The 16920-nt window shown below is 59.3% G+C and carries 15 protein-coding genes; 9 read left to right on the forward strand and 6 right to left on the reverse strand.

Annotated elements, in window-relative coordinates:
- Window positions 1–168: 168 nt before the first annotated feature.
- From P1S46_07145 to P1S46_07165, 5 genes are all read right to left on the reverse strand, one after another.
- On the reverse strand, window positions 169–2787 hold the full coding sequence (locus tag P1S46_07145; GenBank protein ID MDF1536261.1) for a TIGR03960 family B12-binding radical SAM protein: 2619 nt from the start codon (window positions 2785–2787) through the stop codon (window positions 169–171).
- Window positions 2788–2971: 184 nt separating this feature from the next.
- Entirely contained in the window at window positions 2972–3745 is a 774-nt protein-coding gene (locus tag P1S46_07150; GenBank protein ID MDF1536262.1) for a sugar phosphate isomerase/epimerase, read from the reverse strand.
- Window positions 3742–4803 (reverse strand): potassium channel protein, encoded by a 1062-nt coding sequence (locus tag P1S46_07155; GenBank protein MDF1536263.1) that lies wholly within the window; start codon window positions 4801–4803, stop codon window positions 3742–3744. The genes P1S46_07150 and P1S46_07155 overlap by 4 nt, the downstream gene beginning before the upstream one ends.
- A 19-nt stretch (window positions 4804–4822) precedes the next feature.
- Entirely contained in the window at window positions 4823–5089 is a 267-nt protein-coding gene (locus P1S46_07160) for a zinc ribbon domain-containing protein (GenBank protein MDF1536264.1), read from the reverse strand.
- 161 nt (window positions 5090–5250) lie between these two features.
- Entirely contained in the window at window positions 5251–6102 is an 852-nt protein-coding gene (locus P1S46_07165) for a PHP domain-containing protein (protein ID MDF1536265.1), read from the reverse strand.
- 321 nt (window positions 6103–6423) lie between these two features.
- Here P1S46_07165 and P1S46_07170 point away from each other — a divergent pair, with 321 nt between their 5' ends.
- The 3 genes from P1S46_07170 (at window position 6424) to P1S46_07180 (ending at window position 9620) form a co-directional block, all read left to right on the forward strand.
- Window positions 6424–7986, forward strand: a complete 1563-nt coding sequence (locus tag P1S46_07170; GenBank protein MDF1536266.1) for a serine/threonine-protein kinase — start codon at window positions 6424–6426, stop codon at window positions 7984–7986.
- Window positions 7987–8112: 126 nt separating this feature from the next.
- Window positions 8113–8874, forward strand: coding sequence for an ABC transporter ATP-binding protein (locus P1S46_07175; GenBank protein MDF1536267.1), 762 nt, complete (start codon window positions 8113–8115; stop codon window positions 8872–8874).
- On the forward strand, window positions 8871–9620 hold the full coding sequence (locus tag P1S46_07180; GenBank protein MDF1536268.1) for an ABC transporter permease: 750 nt from the start codon (window positions 8871–8873) through the stop codon (window positions 9618–9620). The genes P1S46_07175 and P1S46_07180 overlap by 4 nt, the downstream gene beginning before the upstream one ends.
- Window positions 9621–9676: 56 nt before the next feature.
- On the opposite strand, the gene gdhA is transcribed toward P1S46_07180, so the two are convergent.
- Window positions 9677–11026: an NADP-specific glutamate dehydrogenase gene (gdhA, locus tag P1S46_07185; protein MDF1536269.1), complete on the reverse strand. Its 1350-nt coding sequence runs from the start codon at window positions 11024–11026 to the stop codon at window positions 9677–9679.
- Window positions 11027–11430: 404 nt separating this feature from the next.
- On the opposite strand from gdhA, the gene P1S46_07190 reads away from it, so the two are divergent.
- From P1S46_07190 to P1S46_07215, 6 genes are all read left to right on the forward strand, one after another.
- Window positions 11431–11583: a hypothetical protein gene (locus tag P1S46_07190; GenBank protein ID MDF1536270.1), complete on the forward strand. Its 153-nt coding sequence runs from the start codon at window positions 11431–11433 to the stop codon at window positions 11581–11583.
- A 279-nt stretch (window positions 11584–11862) separates the two neighbouring features.
- Window positions 11863–12477 (forward strand): TetR/AcrR family transcriptional regulator, encoded by a 615-nt coding sequence (locus P1S46_07195; protein MDF1536271.1) that lies wholly within the window; start codon window positions 11863–11865, stop codon window positions 12475–12477.
- Window positions 12478–12678: 201 nt separating this feature from the next.
- Window positions 12679–13455, forward strand: a complete 777-nt coding sequence (locus tag P1S46_07200) for an outer membrane lipoprotein-sorting protein (protein MDF1536272.1) — start codon at window positions 12679–12681, stop codon at window positions 13453–13455.
- Complete coding sequence (locus P1S46_07205) at window positions 13452–14675, forward strand: ABC transporter permease (GenBank protein ID MDF1536273.1); 1224 nt, start codon at window positions 13452–13454, stop codon at window positions 14673–14675. Before P1S46_07200 ends, P1S46_07205 begins: the two co-directional genes overlap by 4 nt.
- A complete protein-coding gene (locus P1S46_07210; protein MDF1536274.1) occupies window positions 14675–15904 on the forward strand; it encodes an FtsX-like permease family protein in 1230 nt (409 codons plus the stop codon). The genes P1S46_07205 and P1S46_07210 overlap by 1 nt, the downstream gene beginning before the upstream one ends.
- A gap of 137 nt (window positions 15905–16041) precedes the next feature.
- Window positions 16042–16743, forward strand: coding sequence for an ABC transporter ATP-binding protein (locus P1S46_07215; GenBank protein ID MDF1536275.1), 702 nt, complete (start codon window positions 16042–16044; stop codon window positions 16741–16743).
- Window positions 16744–16920 lie beyond the last annotated feature (177 nt).

Below are 16920 nucleotides of genomic sequence, written 5' to 3' on the forward strand. Positions count from 1 at the left end.
AACACACAGCCATTGGCACTCGATCCGGGCGCCTCTCCCAGGCGCGGCTGCTTTTGCCGGTCATCGATCCGGGCGCCTCTCCCAGGCGCGGCTTGTCATTGATTTGGGCGCCCCGCGCGGGGCGCATTGATGACTTTTTGCGAAGTCATCAATGTTCACGTTTCTCTCCTAATCCCAGATCCTGGACCATCCAGGGCGGTCGCCGCTGCCGGTTTCCGTCAGGGCGAAAGACAGTCTCGTCCGCGTCAGACGAACTCCGTGCATCTCGTCATCTTCAAAACCCAGCAGGGCGCCCAGCACCTCAGCGGGACGGGCACTGCCCGCCTCCCCCTTGAGGGCGAGGGAAAATTTCAGGGACCGGTCGTCTGTCGCTTCCATGGACAGGATGAACTCTTTGAGATCCACGGTCTTCTCCTTGCCCTTTCTCACCCTGACGACCTCGATGATGTCTTGCTCCATGAAACGGCTAACCAGTTTCTCAAGCCCGTCGGCCGGTTCCGGAAGCCCGGCGGTGTATTCCATGGACCGGACCCGTCCGTTGAGTGCCGCCCCGTCCAGTGACGTTTTCCACGCGGCCAGGATGCGGACACCGTCCGGAAGCTGCAGGTTGACCTTTTCCATCAGTTCATCAGAAGGCATGGCCAGGTTGAGTTCCAGATCCAGCCATTCGGCCAGGGCCTCTGTAGCGGTGGGCAGCGAGAGAGCGAAGTTGATCCTCGGTTTCGGGCTGTAGCCCCCCGTAAAGGCGAGTGGAATAGACGCCCTGCGGCAGGCACGCTCGAACAGCCGCACCATCTCGAGGTGGCCAAGGAACCTGATGTCCCCGGTACGCTCGAAAACAGTCCTGACCCTGCGGATCGGGCGGTCCGCCTCCCTCATGGGGTCAGAGGCCTCCGGAACCTCTTCTCCCGGCCCGTCAGGCCCGGTTGCCAGGCGGATCGGGGGAAGGTTTGCCATCTGCTCGGTTGTGCACGCCCCGCAGCCCTGGCACCCCTCATCCCGGCAATCCGGGGTCACCTCTCCCCGGATCCCCTTGCGGTACTCTGCGAGGAGGAAATCTTTCGTGACGCCTGCGGACAGGTGATCCCATGGCATCACCTCTGATTCATCCCTTTGGCGGGATGCGTACCAGGCCGGATCCAGTCCGACCTTCACAAAGGCAGACCGCCACCTTTCCCATTTGAAATGCTCTTCCCACCCGTCCCTCACCGCACCGCTGCGCCATGCGGCCTCAATGACGGATGACATCCTGCGATCACCCCTTGCCAAGGCGGCTTCGAGGAGAGCCTGGTCCGTGCGGCTCCACCGCACCTGGATCTTCCGGCCGCGGAGCCTGCCCTTGAGATAGTCGAGTCTCCTTTTGAGTTCCGGTTCAGGCTCCTGGGATGCCCACTGGAAGGGAGTGTGAGCCTTGGGAACGAAGGGGGAGATGTTGGCGGTGATCCGCGCATTGCCGGGCGCGTTTTCTGCGATAGAGTTGACCAGTCCGACGATCCCGTCAAGGTCCTCGTCTGTTTCGGTGGGCAGACCGATCATGAAATACAGTTTGACAGCCTCCCATCCGTTTTCGAACACCCAGCCCGCCGTCCGAAGGATCTCGTCGTCAGAAAACCCCTTGTTGAGGACACGTCGGAGCCTGTCAGTACCGGCTTCCGGAGCCAGGGTGAACCCTGTCCTGCGGACCCGGAGGATCTGGCGGGCCACTTCCTGGGTCAGCCCCCCGATGCGCATGGAAGGCAGGGAGATGGAAACCCGTTCCTGGCCGTAACGGTCCATGAGGGAACCGAGCACTTCGTCGAGGGGACCAAAGTCACCGATGCTCAGGCTGGTGAGGGCAAGGTCCTCGTACCCTGTGGCGGTAAGGGCCACATCGGCCGTTTCCAGGACGGAGGCCACGGTACGCTCCCTGACAGGACGCGTGACCATCCCCGCATGGCAGAAACGGCATCCCCTGGTGCAGCCCCGGGTGGCCTCAATGTTGACCCGATCGTGGATGGGGGGCAGGAACGGAACCATGAAAGCCGAGATCGGCAGGATCTCGTCGAGATCCTCTACGGTGCTCGCCAGGACCAGTCCCGCACCTTCGGGTCCTGCAATGGCCCGGATCGTTCCGTCTTCGTTGTATTCCGGGAGATAATCAGCCGGATCGTAAACGCCGTCGAGTTCCCTGATGGCGGACATGGTCACCGTCCGGCTCCAACCGCGATCACGGCTCTCGAGGGCGGTCCGCAGCATGGCCAGCCACTGACGTTCCCCGTCACCCAGGTAGAACAGGTCGAAAAAGTCAGCCAGCGGTTCCGGGTTGAATACGCATGGCCCTCCGCCGATGATGATGGGGTGATCCTCGTTGCGCTCACCGGCCTTGTGAGGGATGCCGGCCGCATCCAGGACGGTGAGGATGTTGGTATAAGTCAGTTCCGACTGCAGGGTCACTCCGAGGAGATGGCACTTTGCCAGCGGCGTCCTGGATTCGAGGGTGGCAAGATCGAGCCCCTCGGACCTGAGCAGATCAAGCATGTCCCCTTCGGGGAGGAAGACCCTTTCGACCTGCACCCCTTCCAGAAGATTGCCGATGCTGTAGAGGATCTGGGTCCCCAGATGGGACATGCCCACCTCGTAAAGGTCGGGAAAAACGAGGGCAGCCCTCAACCGGACCTCGCCGGCTTTCTTGTGGACGGAGTTGATCTCGATACCCAGGTACCGGGACGGTTTTTGAACCTTTCCTAAAAGAATGTCCCACGATACCGGGGACATTCTTTTAGAGGAGATATTTGAACAATCTTTCATTTTTTGGCTCATCCGGTTAATGCGTACCTGATCCGTCTTCGTTCTTCGGACTTCCGTCTTCGTTCTTCGAACTTCCGTCTTCGTTCTTCGAACTACGCCGTGACAAGACGCCGTGACAAGACGCCGTGACAAGTCGCCGTGACAAGCAGATTTTCTCCGATGAACCTAATTTCCAACAGCTTCTTCAGATTCCCTGAAGAAGCTGTTGGAAATTCAGGAGAGACCGGGCCGTTTCCTCACGGCTGTGGTGCTCGAGGACCACCACGGGATCCAGGCTGCGGGCCGCCACCTCACGGCAAAGGGCCCGGAAGTCGAACTCCCCCTCTCCCACCGGCAGGTGAAGATCCCGCTGCCTGTCGTTGTCGTGGAGGTGGAGTTCGGCAAGACCGTTTCCGAACACGTCCAGCCAGTCGCCGAGGGTCACCTCCGAAAAGAGAAGGAGATGTCCAGTGTCCAGGCAAAAACCAAGTTCCTCACCCAGGCGATCCCTCAGTGCTCCAAGGTGATCGGGACGGGTGTCAAAAACGTTTTCGAGACAGACACGGGTGCCGGCCTTCTCTGCCGACTCCAACAGTTCGCCCCAGATTCGCAGGCTGTTGGTGAGCCACAACTCCTCACGCCAGGCGAACCGCCATCGGTCAAACCCGGGATGAAAAACGATCTGTTTCGGTCCCACCCGGCGGGCCAGTTCCATGACCTGTGAGAACCGGAACCGTGTGACCTCCAGGACCCTTGGGTCGAACCCCCCGGGAGAGAGGTCGATGAAGGGCGCGTGAAAAGTCAGTTCCCGCCCGCCTTCCCCCCACCTGACCATATCTTCCACTGCTGCGTCGTCAAGGCTGTCGAGGTGCTCCCCGGCCAGGTATATTTCAGGGAAAAGCCCGTGGGCGTCCAGGAACTCGAGGTCACCGGTGAGGTCTTTCAGACCGGCCCGGCCGTAGAGAGCGGCGCAGCTCATGATCCGGTGGCGACCTTGTCCAGGCGCTCGAGATCCGGGCCGTGTCCCAGCACCACAAGGGTATCACCCGCCTTGATCTCGGTGTTGAAGTTGGGATTGAACTCCATGATGCCGGTAACCCCCTTGATGGCCAGAATGACGATGTTGAGATCCTTCCTCAGCCCAGAAGTGGCAAGGGTCGTGCCGACCAGGGTGGACTTGGGGCTGACACGTTTTTCGTCCAGGATGAGATCCATCTCCTTGTTCTGGATAATGTTTTCCAGGAAATCGAGGACCGTGGGACGGACGATAGCCTGTGCGATGCGATGCCCTCCCAGGAAATAGGGGGAGACCACCTTGTTGGCCCCCGCCCGGACCAGCTTTTTGATGGTCTCCTCGGCAGCCGAACGGGCCACGATGTTCAGCTTGGGGTTCAGGCCCCGCGCGGTGAGAACGATGAAGACGTTCTGGGCGTCGTCTGTGACCACCGAAACGAGGCCCCTGGCCCTTTCTATGCCGGCCTCAATGAGTTCCTCGTCACTGGTGGCGTCGGCTTTCATGTATGGGACACCGAGCCGCTCCAGCTCTTCGAGAACCTCGTCCCCGCTCTCGAGGACCACGAAGGGGATCTTCATCTCGGTGAGCTCTTCACAGATGATGCGCCCCATCCGGCCGAAACCACAGATAATGTAATGGTCGCGAAGCTTCTGGATCGCCTTCATGGATCTCCTCCCGAGGGCGGTTTTGATCCTTTCTTCGATCATGAGGTTACCGGCGGTGCCCAGGGCAAAACCCGCGGAACCGACACCCATGACGATGACAAGGATACTGAGGAACTTTCCGGCGTAGGAAAGGGGATGGACCTCTCCGTAGCCGACAGTGGAGAGGGTCAGGACGGTCATGTAGAAGGAATCGAGGACCCCCCATCCCTCAACGACCATGTACCCGAGGGTGCCGCCGCCGATCACAAGTGTGAGGACGACCAGGGCCATCCTCAGCTGGACCTTGAGGGAGGTGAGCCCGTTGCTCCGGTCCGGCCGATTTCGATCCAGCCTCCACCCCGTGCGCCTGGCGGTCACCGCATCCGTCCGCTTGTGATCAGTCGCTGTTGGCGGGACAGGTCTGGCAGGCCGGCTTATTCTTTTCGTCGCCGCACGAACCGGCCTCACTGGAGGTTGAAGAACCCGGTGAGGAATAATCGGTCTTGTACCAACCGTTCCCCTTGAGGATGAAGTTTGTTGTGTTAATAAGCCTTTCGACCTTGCCTCCGCACTTCAAGCATCCGTCCAGGGGATCATCGGTGATCCTCTGGACGATCTCGAAGGTCTCTTTGCACTTGCCGCAGCGGTACTCGTATGTGGGCATTAATCTCTCCTGGAAAGATCTCGTGATTGGTAATTCGTGATCCGTGATAGGTAACCGCGAAGAGCTTATATCTATATAAGGTTCACTGATCACTGCATTCCGGCTACTGGGTACTGAGTACTGGGTACCGGGTTTAAATCTATTCACGAAAAACTCTTCTGTCAACGTCCTGCCTTTTCCCGGTGCAGGGCAATCAGGGCGTCGGCGACGGATCTCGGGATCTCCAGGTTGCCCCTGCCGACACCCAGCCGGGTCTCCATCATCCCCGGCCCGTGGAAATCGCTCCCCCCTGTTGCCAGCAGACCGTGCTTTTCGGCCAAGGCAACGTAAAGGGCCGTTTCTTCAGCGGAATGGCTGTAATAGTGGGCTTCCACACCCGCAAGCCCGAGGGAGGCCAGGCGTCCGAGAAGGTCTGAAAGGTCCCCGTCGGGAAGGGAGAGGGTCTGGGGATGGGCCAGGACAGGCACGCCCCCGGCCTGAAGGACCTTTTCGACGGCCCGCTCCGGGGTCATCTTCTCCCGGTCGGTATAGGCGGCTGCCCCTTTCCCGAGGTAGCGGTCGAAGGCCTCCGTGAAGGTGGAGACGTATCCCCGCGCGAGCATGGCGTTGGCGATGTGGGGGCGTCCCATGCTCTCACCTCCAGCCAGGGCGGCAACCTCATCCCAATCCATGGGACAGCCCAGTTCGGCCAGTTTCTTCAGGATGATCCGGTTTCTGTCGTCTCTTCCGCCCCGCAGCCAGGCCAGGGTCTCCATGAGGCTCTCATCCCCGGGGTCCACGAAATAGCCCAGCATATGCATGGTCCCCGGGTTGTACTCGGCACTGATCTCGATACCGGGAATGAACTCGATCCCCAGCTTCCCGGCAGCCTGCCGGGCCTCCGCGAGACCCGAGAGGGTGTCGTGATCGGTGAGGGCGATCACCTCGATGCCGGCCTCGGCGGCGTGAGCCATGAGTGCCGAAGGGGATAGCTTTCCGTCCGAAGCGGTGGAGTGGGTATGTAGATCTATCATGATCTCACCTTTGATCATTCCTTATCAGTAGTCAGGAGCCGGGAGCCGGAATGATATTAATATCAACCAAACTACCCTCGTAAAAGGCCTTCTGGAAGCCATTTTGCATGTCCATCAAACGAGTTGGTAGAATTACTCTTCGCCAACAGTAAAGTCAACCGGGTCACCCGAAATCCGCGATTGGTTTTGATCGCGGATTCCGGGTCTTCCTTCTTCCTTCTCCCTCCTGGCTCCTTCCTTTCCACTTTCCACTTTCCATTTGCTTTTCCCACTTTCTTTTCTCCCTTCCCCCTTTCCCCTTTCCTCTGCTATTTTTCTCCCATGAAGAAGGTCTTCGGCAACTACACCCTTGTTGAGCGCATCGGCGTCGGGGGCATGGGAGAAGTCCACCGGGCCATCAAGGGAGGGCCGGACGGTTTCAGGGTCGAGGTTGCCCTCAAGCTCATCCTGCCTCACCTCGCCAGGGACGACGCCTTCAGAACGAGGTTCTCCAGGGAGGCCCGTCTGGCTGCCCGCCTCAACCACCCGAACATCGTCCGGGTTCACGGTTTCGATATCCAGGATGGTTCCCCCTTCATCGAGATGGAGTACGTGGCCGGCGCCGATCTGGCCGCCCTGATCAGGACCCTTTGCGAAGGGGAACGCCTGCCTCTTCCCCAGGCTGTTCACATCATCCACGGCGTGGCGAGGGGACTCGCCTACGCCCACTCCAGTCCGCGCAGCGGCGGGGATGGAGGGCCTGCCGCCGGACCGGTAGTTCACCGCGATCTCAACCCTCACAATATCCTCCTGTCCTACGCCGGGGAGGTCAAGATCGCTGACTTCGGTATCGCCAGGGCCTCCCTTGCCGACATCACCGCATCGGCCACACTCATGGGGAAACTGGCCTACATGGCGCCGGAGCAGGTTGACGGCAAACCTCTGGACCATCGCTGCGATCTCTTCAGCCTCGGCATCACCGCCTACCAGCTGTTCACCGGTGTCCACCCTTTCAAAAGGGCCAGCGAGGCAGCCACCCTCATCGCGGTCCAGAAAGCATCCTTCCGGCCCATCGAAGAGTTTATTCCTGAACTGCCAAAGGACATCACGGCGGCTATCGCTTCCCTCCTTGCAGCCGACCCCGAAGATCGCCCGGCCAGTGCCGCTCAAATCGCCGATATCATGGAAAAACACGTCGAGCCCGGCACGTCGGCAGCCGTCGCCCGGCGGGTCGAGAGGGCATCCGCTCCCGTGCAGGGCAATATAACCGCCGCCGCGACCGCTCAAACCATGCAACGGCTCCGCAAGCCGTGGACGGTTCCTGTCCTGGGGGCAACGGCTGCCGGGTTGACCGCCCTGCTCATCCTTGTAAACCTTTTTTCCAGCGCCCCTGTTCGACAACCCGATCAATCCGCGCCACCGACACAGGTGATCTCCTCCCCACCATCCACCCCTGTACCGGCCTCACCCGGTGAAGAACTGGTGGACGCCCGGGTGCGCGTCGTCACCGTTCCCCAACAGGCCGACATCTTCATGAAAGGGACGCTCCTGGGCCGCTCACCATTAACGGTCTCCCTGCCGTCGGAAGAAGGGGAAGCGGAGTTCCGGGCCGAGCTGCCCGCCTTTTCCCGGACCCGTTTCACACTGAGGCGGGACCAGGCCGGGGAAGAGGTCATCATCGAGCTTACGCCCATCCCAATGGTAACTGTTCACATCCAGGCCGTACCGTGGGCCAGGATCATGATCAATGGAAAGGATGCGGGAGAAACACCCCGGGACATCGAGCTGCCCATCGGGCAACAGCTGCTGACCCTGGTCAACCCTGTCCTGGGGGTCACGAAAGAGATCGACGTGATGGTTCACAAAGGGATGAAACCTCTCACCATCGATATGGAGGAGAGATAGGAGTTCACAGTTCACAGTTTACAGTTTACAGTTCACGGTTCACTGATCACTGATCACGGTTCACTGATCACGGTTCACGGTTCACGGTTCACGTTTCACCGGTGAGTTCCGGGGAGAGGAACATCTTTGCTCAACCTCGATTCTGTCAGCGTAACCTACTCCACGGCGGCCGGTGACCACCAGGCACTTGCCGCCGTCGACATGACGGTGGAAAAGGGCGGTTCCTGCGTCATCATCGGGCCGACGGGGTGCGGCAAAACCTCTCTCCTGTTCCTCCTGGCCGGCCTCATTGCGCCCACGGAGGGGCGGGTATCGGTAGGCGGCGATACCTTGGCGGGAGTCCGCCGGGGAACCAGCCTCATTCTCCAGCAGCACGGCCTTTTCCCGTGGAAAGACGCTTACGCCAATGCTTCCCTGGGGCTCACCCTGCGGAACGTGGACCCTCGAGAGGTCCTCTCGACCACTCGAAAACTCATGGAAGAGATGGGGATATGGGAGATAAGGAAGAGCCTCCCCTCCCAGCTTTCCGGAGGCCAGAGGCAGCGGGTAGCCATCGCCCGGTCCCTGGCCACATCCCCGGATCTTCTTCTCATGGACGAGCCGTTTTCCGCCCTGGATGCCATGACCCGGGAGACCCTCCAGGACCTGGTACTTGCCCTTTGGAAGGAATGGGCTTTCACCTTCGTCCTGGTGACCCACAGTATCGAAGAGGCGGTATTCCTGGGCAAAAAGATCGTCGTCATGTCAGCCGGGCCCGGCCGCATCGCCCAGGTGGTGGATAACCGTGCCATGGGAGATCACGGTTTTCGCCTCACCGGACCGTTCCATGAAAAATGCACCGAGCTTCGCCGGCTCATGGAACATACCCGCCAGGAAAACCCGGCATGAGCCGGAAACAGCGCACCTTGACCGGGTACATTTTAGCCCTGGGCACCATCCTGGCGCTCTGGCAGGCCGCCGCCTGGGTGCTTTCCACACAGTCTCTCCCGGGACCTTTATCTGTCGCCGTTTCCTTTTTCTCCCAGATCACCGGCCGGCTCGCCGGTCACTTTCTCGTCTCCGGCTACCGGGTCCTTGTGAGCCTCGTTCTCGCCCTCGGCACAGCAGTACCTTTTGGCATCGCCATGGGCAGGATCAAGGGAGCGGACCGGCTCCTGTCACCTTTCGTCTACCTTCTCTACCCGATACCGAAGATCGCCCTCCTGCCGCTGATCCTCCTCCTGTTCGGTATCGGGGACGGTTCCAAGATCTTCCTCATCTCCTTCATCCTCTTTTTCCAGATCCTCGTGGCCACCCGGGACGCGGCGCGTGAGATCCCCAGGGAACACATCCTTTCCATGCGCTCCCTTGGGGCCGGCAGGAGGCAGAAGGCGATCCACCTTGTGCTGCCGGCAATTCTGCCCAAGGTCCTCACGAGCCTCCGGATCGGGATCGGGACCTCCATCGCCGTCCTTTTCTTCGTGGAATCCTTTGCCACCAGCAAGGGCCTCGGATTCTTCATCCTGGACGCCTGGAGCCGGCTCGATTACGAGAGCATGTATGCGGGGATCGTGGGGATGGGCCTTCTCGGAGTGATCCTCTACGAGTTGGTGGAGGTCCTGGACCGGAAGTTATGCGGGTGGACCAAAATATAAAAAATCTGCCCATCCGAAGATGGGCAGATTTTTTATATCTTTGTTAAAGGTGCGGATCAGATGAGGCCGTGGGCGAGCATGGCGCGGGCCACCTTGATGAACCCGGCGATGTTGGCGCCGACGACGTAGTTTCCCGGCTCTCCGTACTCTTCAGCGGTTTCGTAGCAAAGCTGGTGGATGTTCTTCATGATCCTGTGAAGCTTCACTTCGGTGTCCTCGAAAGTCCAGGCATCCCGCATGGCGTTCTGCTGCATCTCGAGGGCTGAGGTGGCCACACCGCCGGCGTTGGCTGCCTTGCCGGGACCGTAGGCGATCCTGGCGTTCAGGAATACCTCGGCTGCCTTGGGGGTGGAGGGCATGTTGGCGCCCTCCCCGACAGCGATGCACCCGTTCTTCACCAGGACCTTTGCGTGCTTTCCGTGGAGTTCATTCTCCGTGGCGGAAGGCATGGCCACCTGGCAGGGGATATCCCAGATGTTGCCCTTTTCCATATAAACGGCATCCTTGTGGTACTTGGCGTAATCCTTGATCCGCCGCCTCTCCACCTCCTTGAGCTGCTTGATGAGGTCGAGGTCCAGCCCCTTCTCGTGAAGGATGACGCCGCCTGAGTCCGAACAGGCGATGCACTTGCCGCCCAGCTGGTGGATCTTCTCGATGGTGTAGATGGCGACGTTCCCGGAACCGGACACAGTGCAGACCTTGCCCTCGAAGCTGTCTCCCCTGGCCTTGAGCATCTCGTCCACAAAAAACGTGGCGCCGTAGCCGGTGGCCTCCGTCCGGACCAGGGAACCGCCCCAGGCGATACCCTTGCCGGTCAGCACCCCGGCCTCCCACCTGTTGCTAAGCCTTTTGTACTGCCCGTACATGTAGCCGATCTCCCTGCCGCCCACCCCGATGTCGCCCGCCGGCACGTCGGTATGCTCACCGATGTGCCTTTGAAGCTCGGTCATGAAGCTCTGGCAGAACCGCATGACCTCCCCGTCGGACCTGCCCTTGGGATCGAAATCGGAACCGCCTTTTGCCCCTCCGATGGGCATACCCGTCAGGGCATTCTTGAAGATCTGCTCGAAGCCCAGGAACTTGACGATCCCGAGGTAGACCGTGGGGTGGAAGCGGATCCCGCCCTTGTAAGGGCCCAGGGCGCTGTTGAACTGGACGCGAAAACCGCGGTTGATCATGTCCTCGCCATGGTCGTTGGTCCACGGCACCCTGAAGATGATCTGTCTCTCGGGCTCGCAGATGCGCTCGATGATCTTGTGCTCGGCAAACTCCGGGTGTTTGGCAAGGACCGGCCCCAGGCACTCGAGCACTTCCTTGACAGCCTGGTGGAACTCCTTCTCGGCCGGGTTTCTCGCAATAACCGCATCGTAAATTGGCTGAATAACTCCGTCTAATCCGTTTCCCATGTGTTCCTCCGTTTAATCTTGACCATGATTCCCTGTTGACCAGCTGCCGTCTCGGATAAGCTGTTTCCTGTATCAGGGCAGGCCGCTGTGACGACACACACCATCATCGTCACAACGATTGCATCCCAAAGGAAGTGCAAGCTTCATACCATTTCGACGATCTGCGTGACAGGTTGTTTTATCTTTTATTTACAAAGGGTTATCTGTCACCTTTTCAGGATCGCAAAAGGCAACGCCCGTTTTTGTGTATATATGAAACAATTTTGTATATAAATATTACACATAAATGGGCCCTTTCATTTATATTCCCGTGCGGCATGCATTCTTTATTTCATTATTGCATGAGCTCTGGACACGCACCTCCCGCTCCATTGGAATACCTGTCGAACAACCCGGGGGAAACGATGGTTGTCCTCGCCGGCAACAGCCACGCGTGGAAACCGGGCATCCCCGGCCAGCTGGCCGATTTCAACCCCGGCATGCCCTACAGGGTCATCCTCCCCGAGGTCCTCGTTGCCCAGCCCAGGAGCAGGATTACAGAAGAGCTGGCAGACTAACTGTGGCTGTTGGAAGTTAACGGTTCACAGTAAACTTCGCTTGTTCCTTGACACCGACCGACCGGTCGGTCAAAATTTCAGGTATAGGTAATCCGTAATCAGTAATCCGTAACCAGATAAAGCTGATCTTTTTTAATGGAATCTCGCTGGTAAACACTGGCTGCTCTTTGCGGAGGATGGTCCAGGATGGCTACTATTTCAGGCGGAATGCATTTTTCTTTCTCCTCCCTCCTGCCTCCTCCCTCCTCCCTGCCTCCTCTCTCCTCCCGGTATTAACCAATGTCGGCGAGAAGGATCGACAGGGAGAACAAGAAACACGATATCGCCCTCGCGGCCATGTCCGTTTTTGCCGATCACGGATTTGATTCCACATCCATGAGCAGGGTAGCCTCTGAAGCGGGTATCGGCAAAGGCACGATCTACGAGTATTTTTCCTCCAAGGACGACCTCATCGCCACATCCATCCGCCTCTGGATGCAGAACATGGCCGAGGAAACGGAAAAGGCTCTCGAAGCGATCCCGGACCCCGAGAGCCGCCTGAGGGCCTACGTCCACTCCTTTGTTGATATGTTCCTCACCGATGAGAAGATGCCCCGGCTCATGGTCTCCTGTTTCCAGTTTTTCATGACCAGGCGGAGCGACACGAAATTCAGCGACACCCTTCGGATCATGTTCAGGGCCGGTGTGAGTTCCATCGAGAGGATTCTTCTGGATGGGATGGAAGCGGGTGTGTTCAGGATCGAAAGCTACCAGGATGCCGAGCGGATTGCCGTCAACCTCACGGCCTTCCTTGACGGGATCTGCCTTGATTACCTGGCCACGGGCGGGGTTTTCGACCTCAGGGAGCAGGTGGAATATTACATGAGGTACCTGCTGGAGGCAGACATAAAATGAATCGGTTCCAGGTTCCAGATTCCAGGTTCCAAGAAAGATTGAAAGGAAGCAGATCGTACAAGTTGAACGGTGAAAAGTGAATGGAACCCACTTCCCGAGACTGCTTCGGACAGGACTTGCCTCGCAGCGACAAACGCCCTGTCATTGCGAACTGATAAACGTGTGAAGCAATCTGGGTTACCGGCCGGAAGGGATATCGCAATGAGGTTCGAGATTTCAACAAGGTACCTGTTTATTCTTGTCCTCTTTCTCGTTCTTTTCAGCTCCAGGATTTCGGTGGCGGCTACGGCCACCGAAATCCTGGAGAGAGTCGACGACCTGTGGCGGGGGGAGTCCAGTTTTGCCGAGATGACCATGGAGGTAAAGACCGAGCACTACGAAAGGTCCATGAAGCTCAAGGCGTGGTCCCTCGGAAAGGACAGGTCCATCATCGTCATCACCTACCCTCCCAAGGACAGAGGCGTAGCCACCCTCAAGGTGGACAAGGATATCTGGAACTACCTGCCAAGGGTCAACCGGGTCATCAGGGTCCCCTCCTCCATGATGATGGCCAACTGGATGGGCAGCCATTTCACCAACGACGACCTGGTCAAGGAGAGCAGGATGTCGGAGGACTATGAAGCCGAGGTGACCTTTGAGGGAGAGCGCGAGGGGACGCTCATCTATGAACTGACACTCGTACCGAAACCCGACGCCCCCGTGGTCTGGGGGCGAATCGAGATCTCCGTCGTGCAGGACACTCTCACTCCCGTCCGGGCCCTTTACTACGACGAGGAGGGCGTCCTCACCCGGACCATGGAATTCAGTGATATACGGATGATGGGCGAGAGGGAGATCCCCGCGGTCATGACCCTGATCCCGGAAGACAAGCCGGAAGAGAGGACGGTGATCACCTACGATTCTCTCGATCTGAACCTTGACCTTGACGCGGACTTTTTCTCCCGTGCCAATATCACCGGAAAGGACCTTCTGCGATGACCCTCGTCAGGATGGCGTGGAGGAACCTCTGGCGAAACCCGAGGAGGACCCTCATCACCCTGTTTTCCATGATCTTCGGGCTCACCATGATGATCGTAGGGTACGCTCTTATGGACGGGATGCTTGACCAGATGGTGCACTACGCCACCCTCCTGGGAACGGGGCATGTGCAGATCCACCATCCGGAATACCTTGAGGACCATTCCCTCTACGACACCATGCCGTCAACCCCCGAGGCCATCGCGGCCGCGTCCGGTTTCGGTGAGGCCGCGCCCAGGATCTTTGCCACGGCCCTCGTCAGCTCCGGCAAACAGTCGGCCGGAGGGCAGCTGTGGGGAATCGACCCGGCCCGGGAAAGTAACGTGACCGAGCTGCATAAGCACCTGAGCGAGGGCCGCTGGCTGGAACCGGAAGCACGGGAACAAGTGGTCCTTGGGAAGAACATCGCGAGGACACTTTCGGTCAGGCCTGGTGACGAGATCATCGTCCTGACCCAGGCGGCCGACGGTTCCCTGGGAAACGCCATCTTCACTGTCTCCGGCGTGTTCAAGAGCATCGGCGAAGCGGTGGATCGTGGAGGGGTTTTCATGCACATCAACGACCTTGCCACTTTGCTCGTCCTGGACGGCAAGATCCACGAGATCGCCGTAAGGCTCGACGAACCCGACAACCTCGACCTGGCCCGCGCCGGCATCCAGGAGCACCTCGACCCTGAACAGTACAAGGTCGAGGACTGGAAACAGCTTCTCCCGGAGCTGTCCGAGTACCTGCGCCTCAGTTCCTCCAGCATGGGCATCATGCTGCTCGTCATCTTTGCCGTCGCCGGTCTCGGTATCGTAAACACACAGCTCATGGCCCTGTTCGAGAGGACGAGAGAGATCGGCATAATGAGGGCCCTGGGCATGGGGCCGTTCCCGGTAGCCGCACTCCTCCTCATCGAAACGATCTTCCTTGCTCTCATGGCGGCCGCCGCGGGGGGAGTAACAGGATCCCTCTGGTCTTTACATCTGGAGAAGAACGGTTGGGACATATCGTGGATGGGCGGCAGCTTCGACTTCGTGGGGGTCGCCTTCGATCCCCACATGTACGCGACCCTGACCCTTGAGGCGGTCTTCCAGTCCGTGGCCATCATGTTCATCGTCGTCCTCGTGGTCATTTTGTATCCCCTGTTCAGGGCGACCAGGATCAGCCCGGTGGACGCCATCGGAAGGGGGCGGTGATGGTCGTCAAGCTCGCTTTCAGGAACCTCCGCCGAAACTTCCGCCGCACCCTGATCACCGTTTTGGCCATAGGGATCGGAACGGGCCTGGCCCTGTTCGGTGTCGGTCTCGGGGACGGCGGCCATTTCCAGATGATCGAAAACGGCGTAAGCATCGGCCAGGGACATCTGACCTTCCAGAAAGAGGGGTTCCTGGAATCTCCCTCCAACACCCTTTTCATTGAGGATCCGGCTCTTTTCATGGAGATCGCCGGCCGGTCAGATGACGTCGACCAGGCCTTTCCCCGGATCAGGGGAGATGGCATGCTGGCCACAGCGGCCGGCGCGGAGGGTGTCGCCTACCAGGGGATCGATCCGACCCGACCCGGCGAGGCCTCGATTTTTCGCAGGAGCATGTCCGAAGGGGAATTCCTGACCGAAAACGCGGGTGCCGGGATCGTGGTGGGCGCCAGGCTTGCCGATCGATTAAAGCTGAAAGTGGGCCGGAAAGCCGTTCTGACCACCCAGGACGCCACCGGTGAGATCACCAGCACCCTCCTGAGGGTGACAGGTATCTTCCGGACCGGGTCGGGTGCCATCGATGGAAGCATCTGCCTGATCCCCCTGGCATTCCTCCAGGAAGCGCTCTCCATGAATGGAGGGGTCACCTCCATAGCTCTTTACATCAGGAACCCTTTCAAGCATGAGGAAACGCTGCAACGGATCGCCGCGCAGATCCCGGAAGGTCCAACACATCTTTACGCATGGCAGACACTCCAGCCCGACCTGAGAGACTACGTGGTCATCGACGACGCCTTCGGGTACATGATCTACGCCATCATCCTTCTCATCGTCGCCATCGGTGTCCTCAACACCGTTCTCATGTCGGTCATGGAACGGCGCCGGGAGATCGGCATCCTCACCGCCGTGGGCATGGAGGGGGGACAGGTCATGAGGATGTTACTCACCGAGACGGTTTTCATCACCATCCTCGGGATCCTGGCCGGTCTCGCCATGGGCCTGGGTGTTAATTGGTATTTTTCAGTCTACGGCTGGGATCTGAGCGCGATGTCTCCCGAGGAGTGGAGCCTGGCCGGCACCGTCATCGATCCCGTCCTGCGCTCACATCTGCGGCCGCAAAGGGCGATCATCCTGTGCGGGCTGGTTTTCCTGCTCACCGTGACCATGGGCATATACCCGGCCTGGAAGGCCTCCAGGACCCTGCCGGTGGAGGCGATGGAGAAGCCTTAAAGGCAGTCCAAAGTCCAATGTCCAATGTCCAAAGGGACTACGCCTTAAAGGCAGTCCAAAGTCCAATGTCCAAAGTCCAAAGGGACTACCATTTTATGGAACTTGAAATTTGAAATTCAATCGTCCGGAGGCCAACCATGTCGATCATCAGAACTGAAAACCTCAACCGCAACTACCAGCAGGGGTCTGTGACGGTTCACGCCCTGCAGGACGTGGACCTTCAGATCGAGCGCGGGGATTTCACTGTCCTGGCCGGGCCCTCCGGGTCCGGGAAAACCACCCTGCTCAACATGCTCGGGGCTCTGGACAAGCCGTCGTCCGGGAAAGTGTGGCTGGACGGGCAGGAGATCACCGGGCTTTCGCGCCGGCAGCAGTCACAGCTCCGGAGGGACCGGATCGGCTTCGTTTTCCAGTTCTACAACCTGGTCCCGGTCCTCACGGCTTTTGAGAACGCCGAGTTCGTCCTGCTGCTCCAGGGGGTCGAACGTCACGAGCGCAAGGAAAAGGTCAGGGAGCTTCTCCGGAAGGTCGGGCTCGAGGGACTGGAGAAAAGAAAGCCCCACGAGCTTTCCGGGGGACAGCAGCAGAGAGTGGCCATCGCGAGGGCTCTCGCTTCCAGTCCGGCGGTGATCCTGGCCGACGAACCCACGGCCAACCTGGATTCGGCCACCGAGGAAGGGCTCCTCGATCTCATGGAGGGTCTCAACCGGGAATTCGGGACGACCTTCCTGTTCTCCTCCCACGACCCCGACGTCATCAAGAGGGCCAAGCGGCTCATCAAACTTCATGACGGAAGGATTGTTTCGGACGAAAGGATACGATCCGAAGACCAAAGTTGATGGACTCGCAAAAAGTCCATCAACGCGCCCCGCGCGGGGCGCCCAAATCAAGGACAAGCCGCGCCTGGGAGAGGCGCCCGGATCGATGACCGACAAAAGCAGCCGCGCCTGGGAGAGGCGCCTGGATCGAGTGCCAATGGCTGTGTGTTCGATCCGTGAGGGAACCGAAAACCACGC

This window comes from bacterium, from assembly GCA_029210545.1.
Lineage (GTDB): Bacteria > BMS3Abin14 > BMS3Abin14 > BMS3Abin14 > BMS3Abin14 > JARGFV01.

What these genes read in the sequence shown, in the direction of transcription:
- P1S46_07150 (MDF1536262.1), bottom strand. Translation starts at nt 3,745, where the DNA reads ATGAGCTGCGCCGCTCTCTACGGCCGGGCCGGTCTGAAAGACCTCACC.
- P1S46_07180 (MDF1536268.1), top strand. Translation starts at nt 8,871, where the DNA reads ATGAGCCGGAAACAGCGCACCTTGACCGGGTACATTTTAGCCCTGGGC.
- P1S46_07195 (MDF1536271.1), top strand. Translation starts at nt 11,863, where the DNA reads ATGTCGGCGAGAAGGATCGACAGGGAGAACAAGAAACACGATATCGCC.
- P1S46_07190 (MDF1536270.1), top strand. Translation starts at nt 11,431, where the DNA reads ATGGTTGTCCTCGCCGGCAACAGCCACGCGTGGAAACCGGGCATCCCC.
- P1S46_07170 (MDF1536266.1), top strand. Translation starts at nt 6,424, where the DNA reads ATGAAGAAGGTCTTCGGCAACTACACCCTTGTTGAGCGCATCGGCGTC.
- P1S46_07205 (MDF1536273.1), top strand. Translation starts at nt 13,452, where the DNA reads ATGACCCTCGTCAGGATGGCGTGGAGGAACCTCTGGCGAAACCCGAGG.
- P1S46_07200 (MDF1536272.1), top strand. Translation starts at nt 12,679, where the DNA reads ATGAGGTTCGAGATTTCAACAAGGTACCTGTTTATTCTTGTCCTCTTT.
- P1S46_07145 (MDF1536261.1), bottom strand. Translation starts at nt 2,787, where the DNA reads ATGAAAGATTGTTCAAATATCTCCTCTAAAAGAATGTCCCCGGTATCG.
- gdhA (MDF1536269.1), bottom strand. Translation starts at nt 11,026, where the DNA reads ATGGGAAACGGATTAGACGGAGTTATTCAGCCAATTTACGATGCGGTT.
- P1S46_07160 (MDF1536264.1), bottom strand. Translation starts at nt 5,089, where the DNA reads ATGCCCACATACGAGTACCGCTGCGGCAAGTGCAAAGAGACCTTCGAG.
- P1S46_07165 (MDF1536265.1), bottom strand. Translation starts at nt 6,102, where the DNA reads ATGATAGATCTACATACCCACTCCACCGCTTCGGACGGAAAGCTATCC.
- P1S46_07215 (MDF1536275.1), top strand. Translation starts at nt 16,042, where the DNA reads ATGTCGATCATCAGAACTGAAAACCTCAACCGCAACTACCAGCAGGGG.
- P1S46_07210 (MDF1536274.1), top strand. Translation starts at nt 14,675, where the DNA reads ATGGTCGTCAAGCTCGCTTTCAGGAACCTCCGCCGAAACTTCCGCCGC.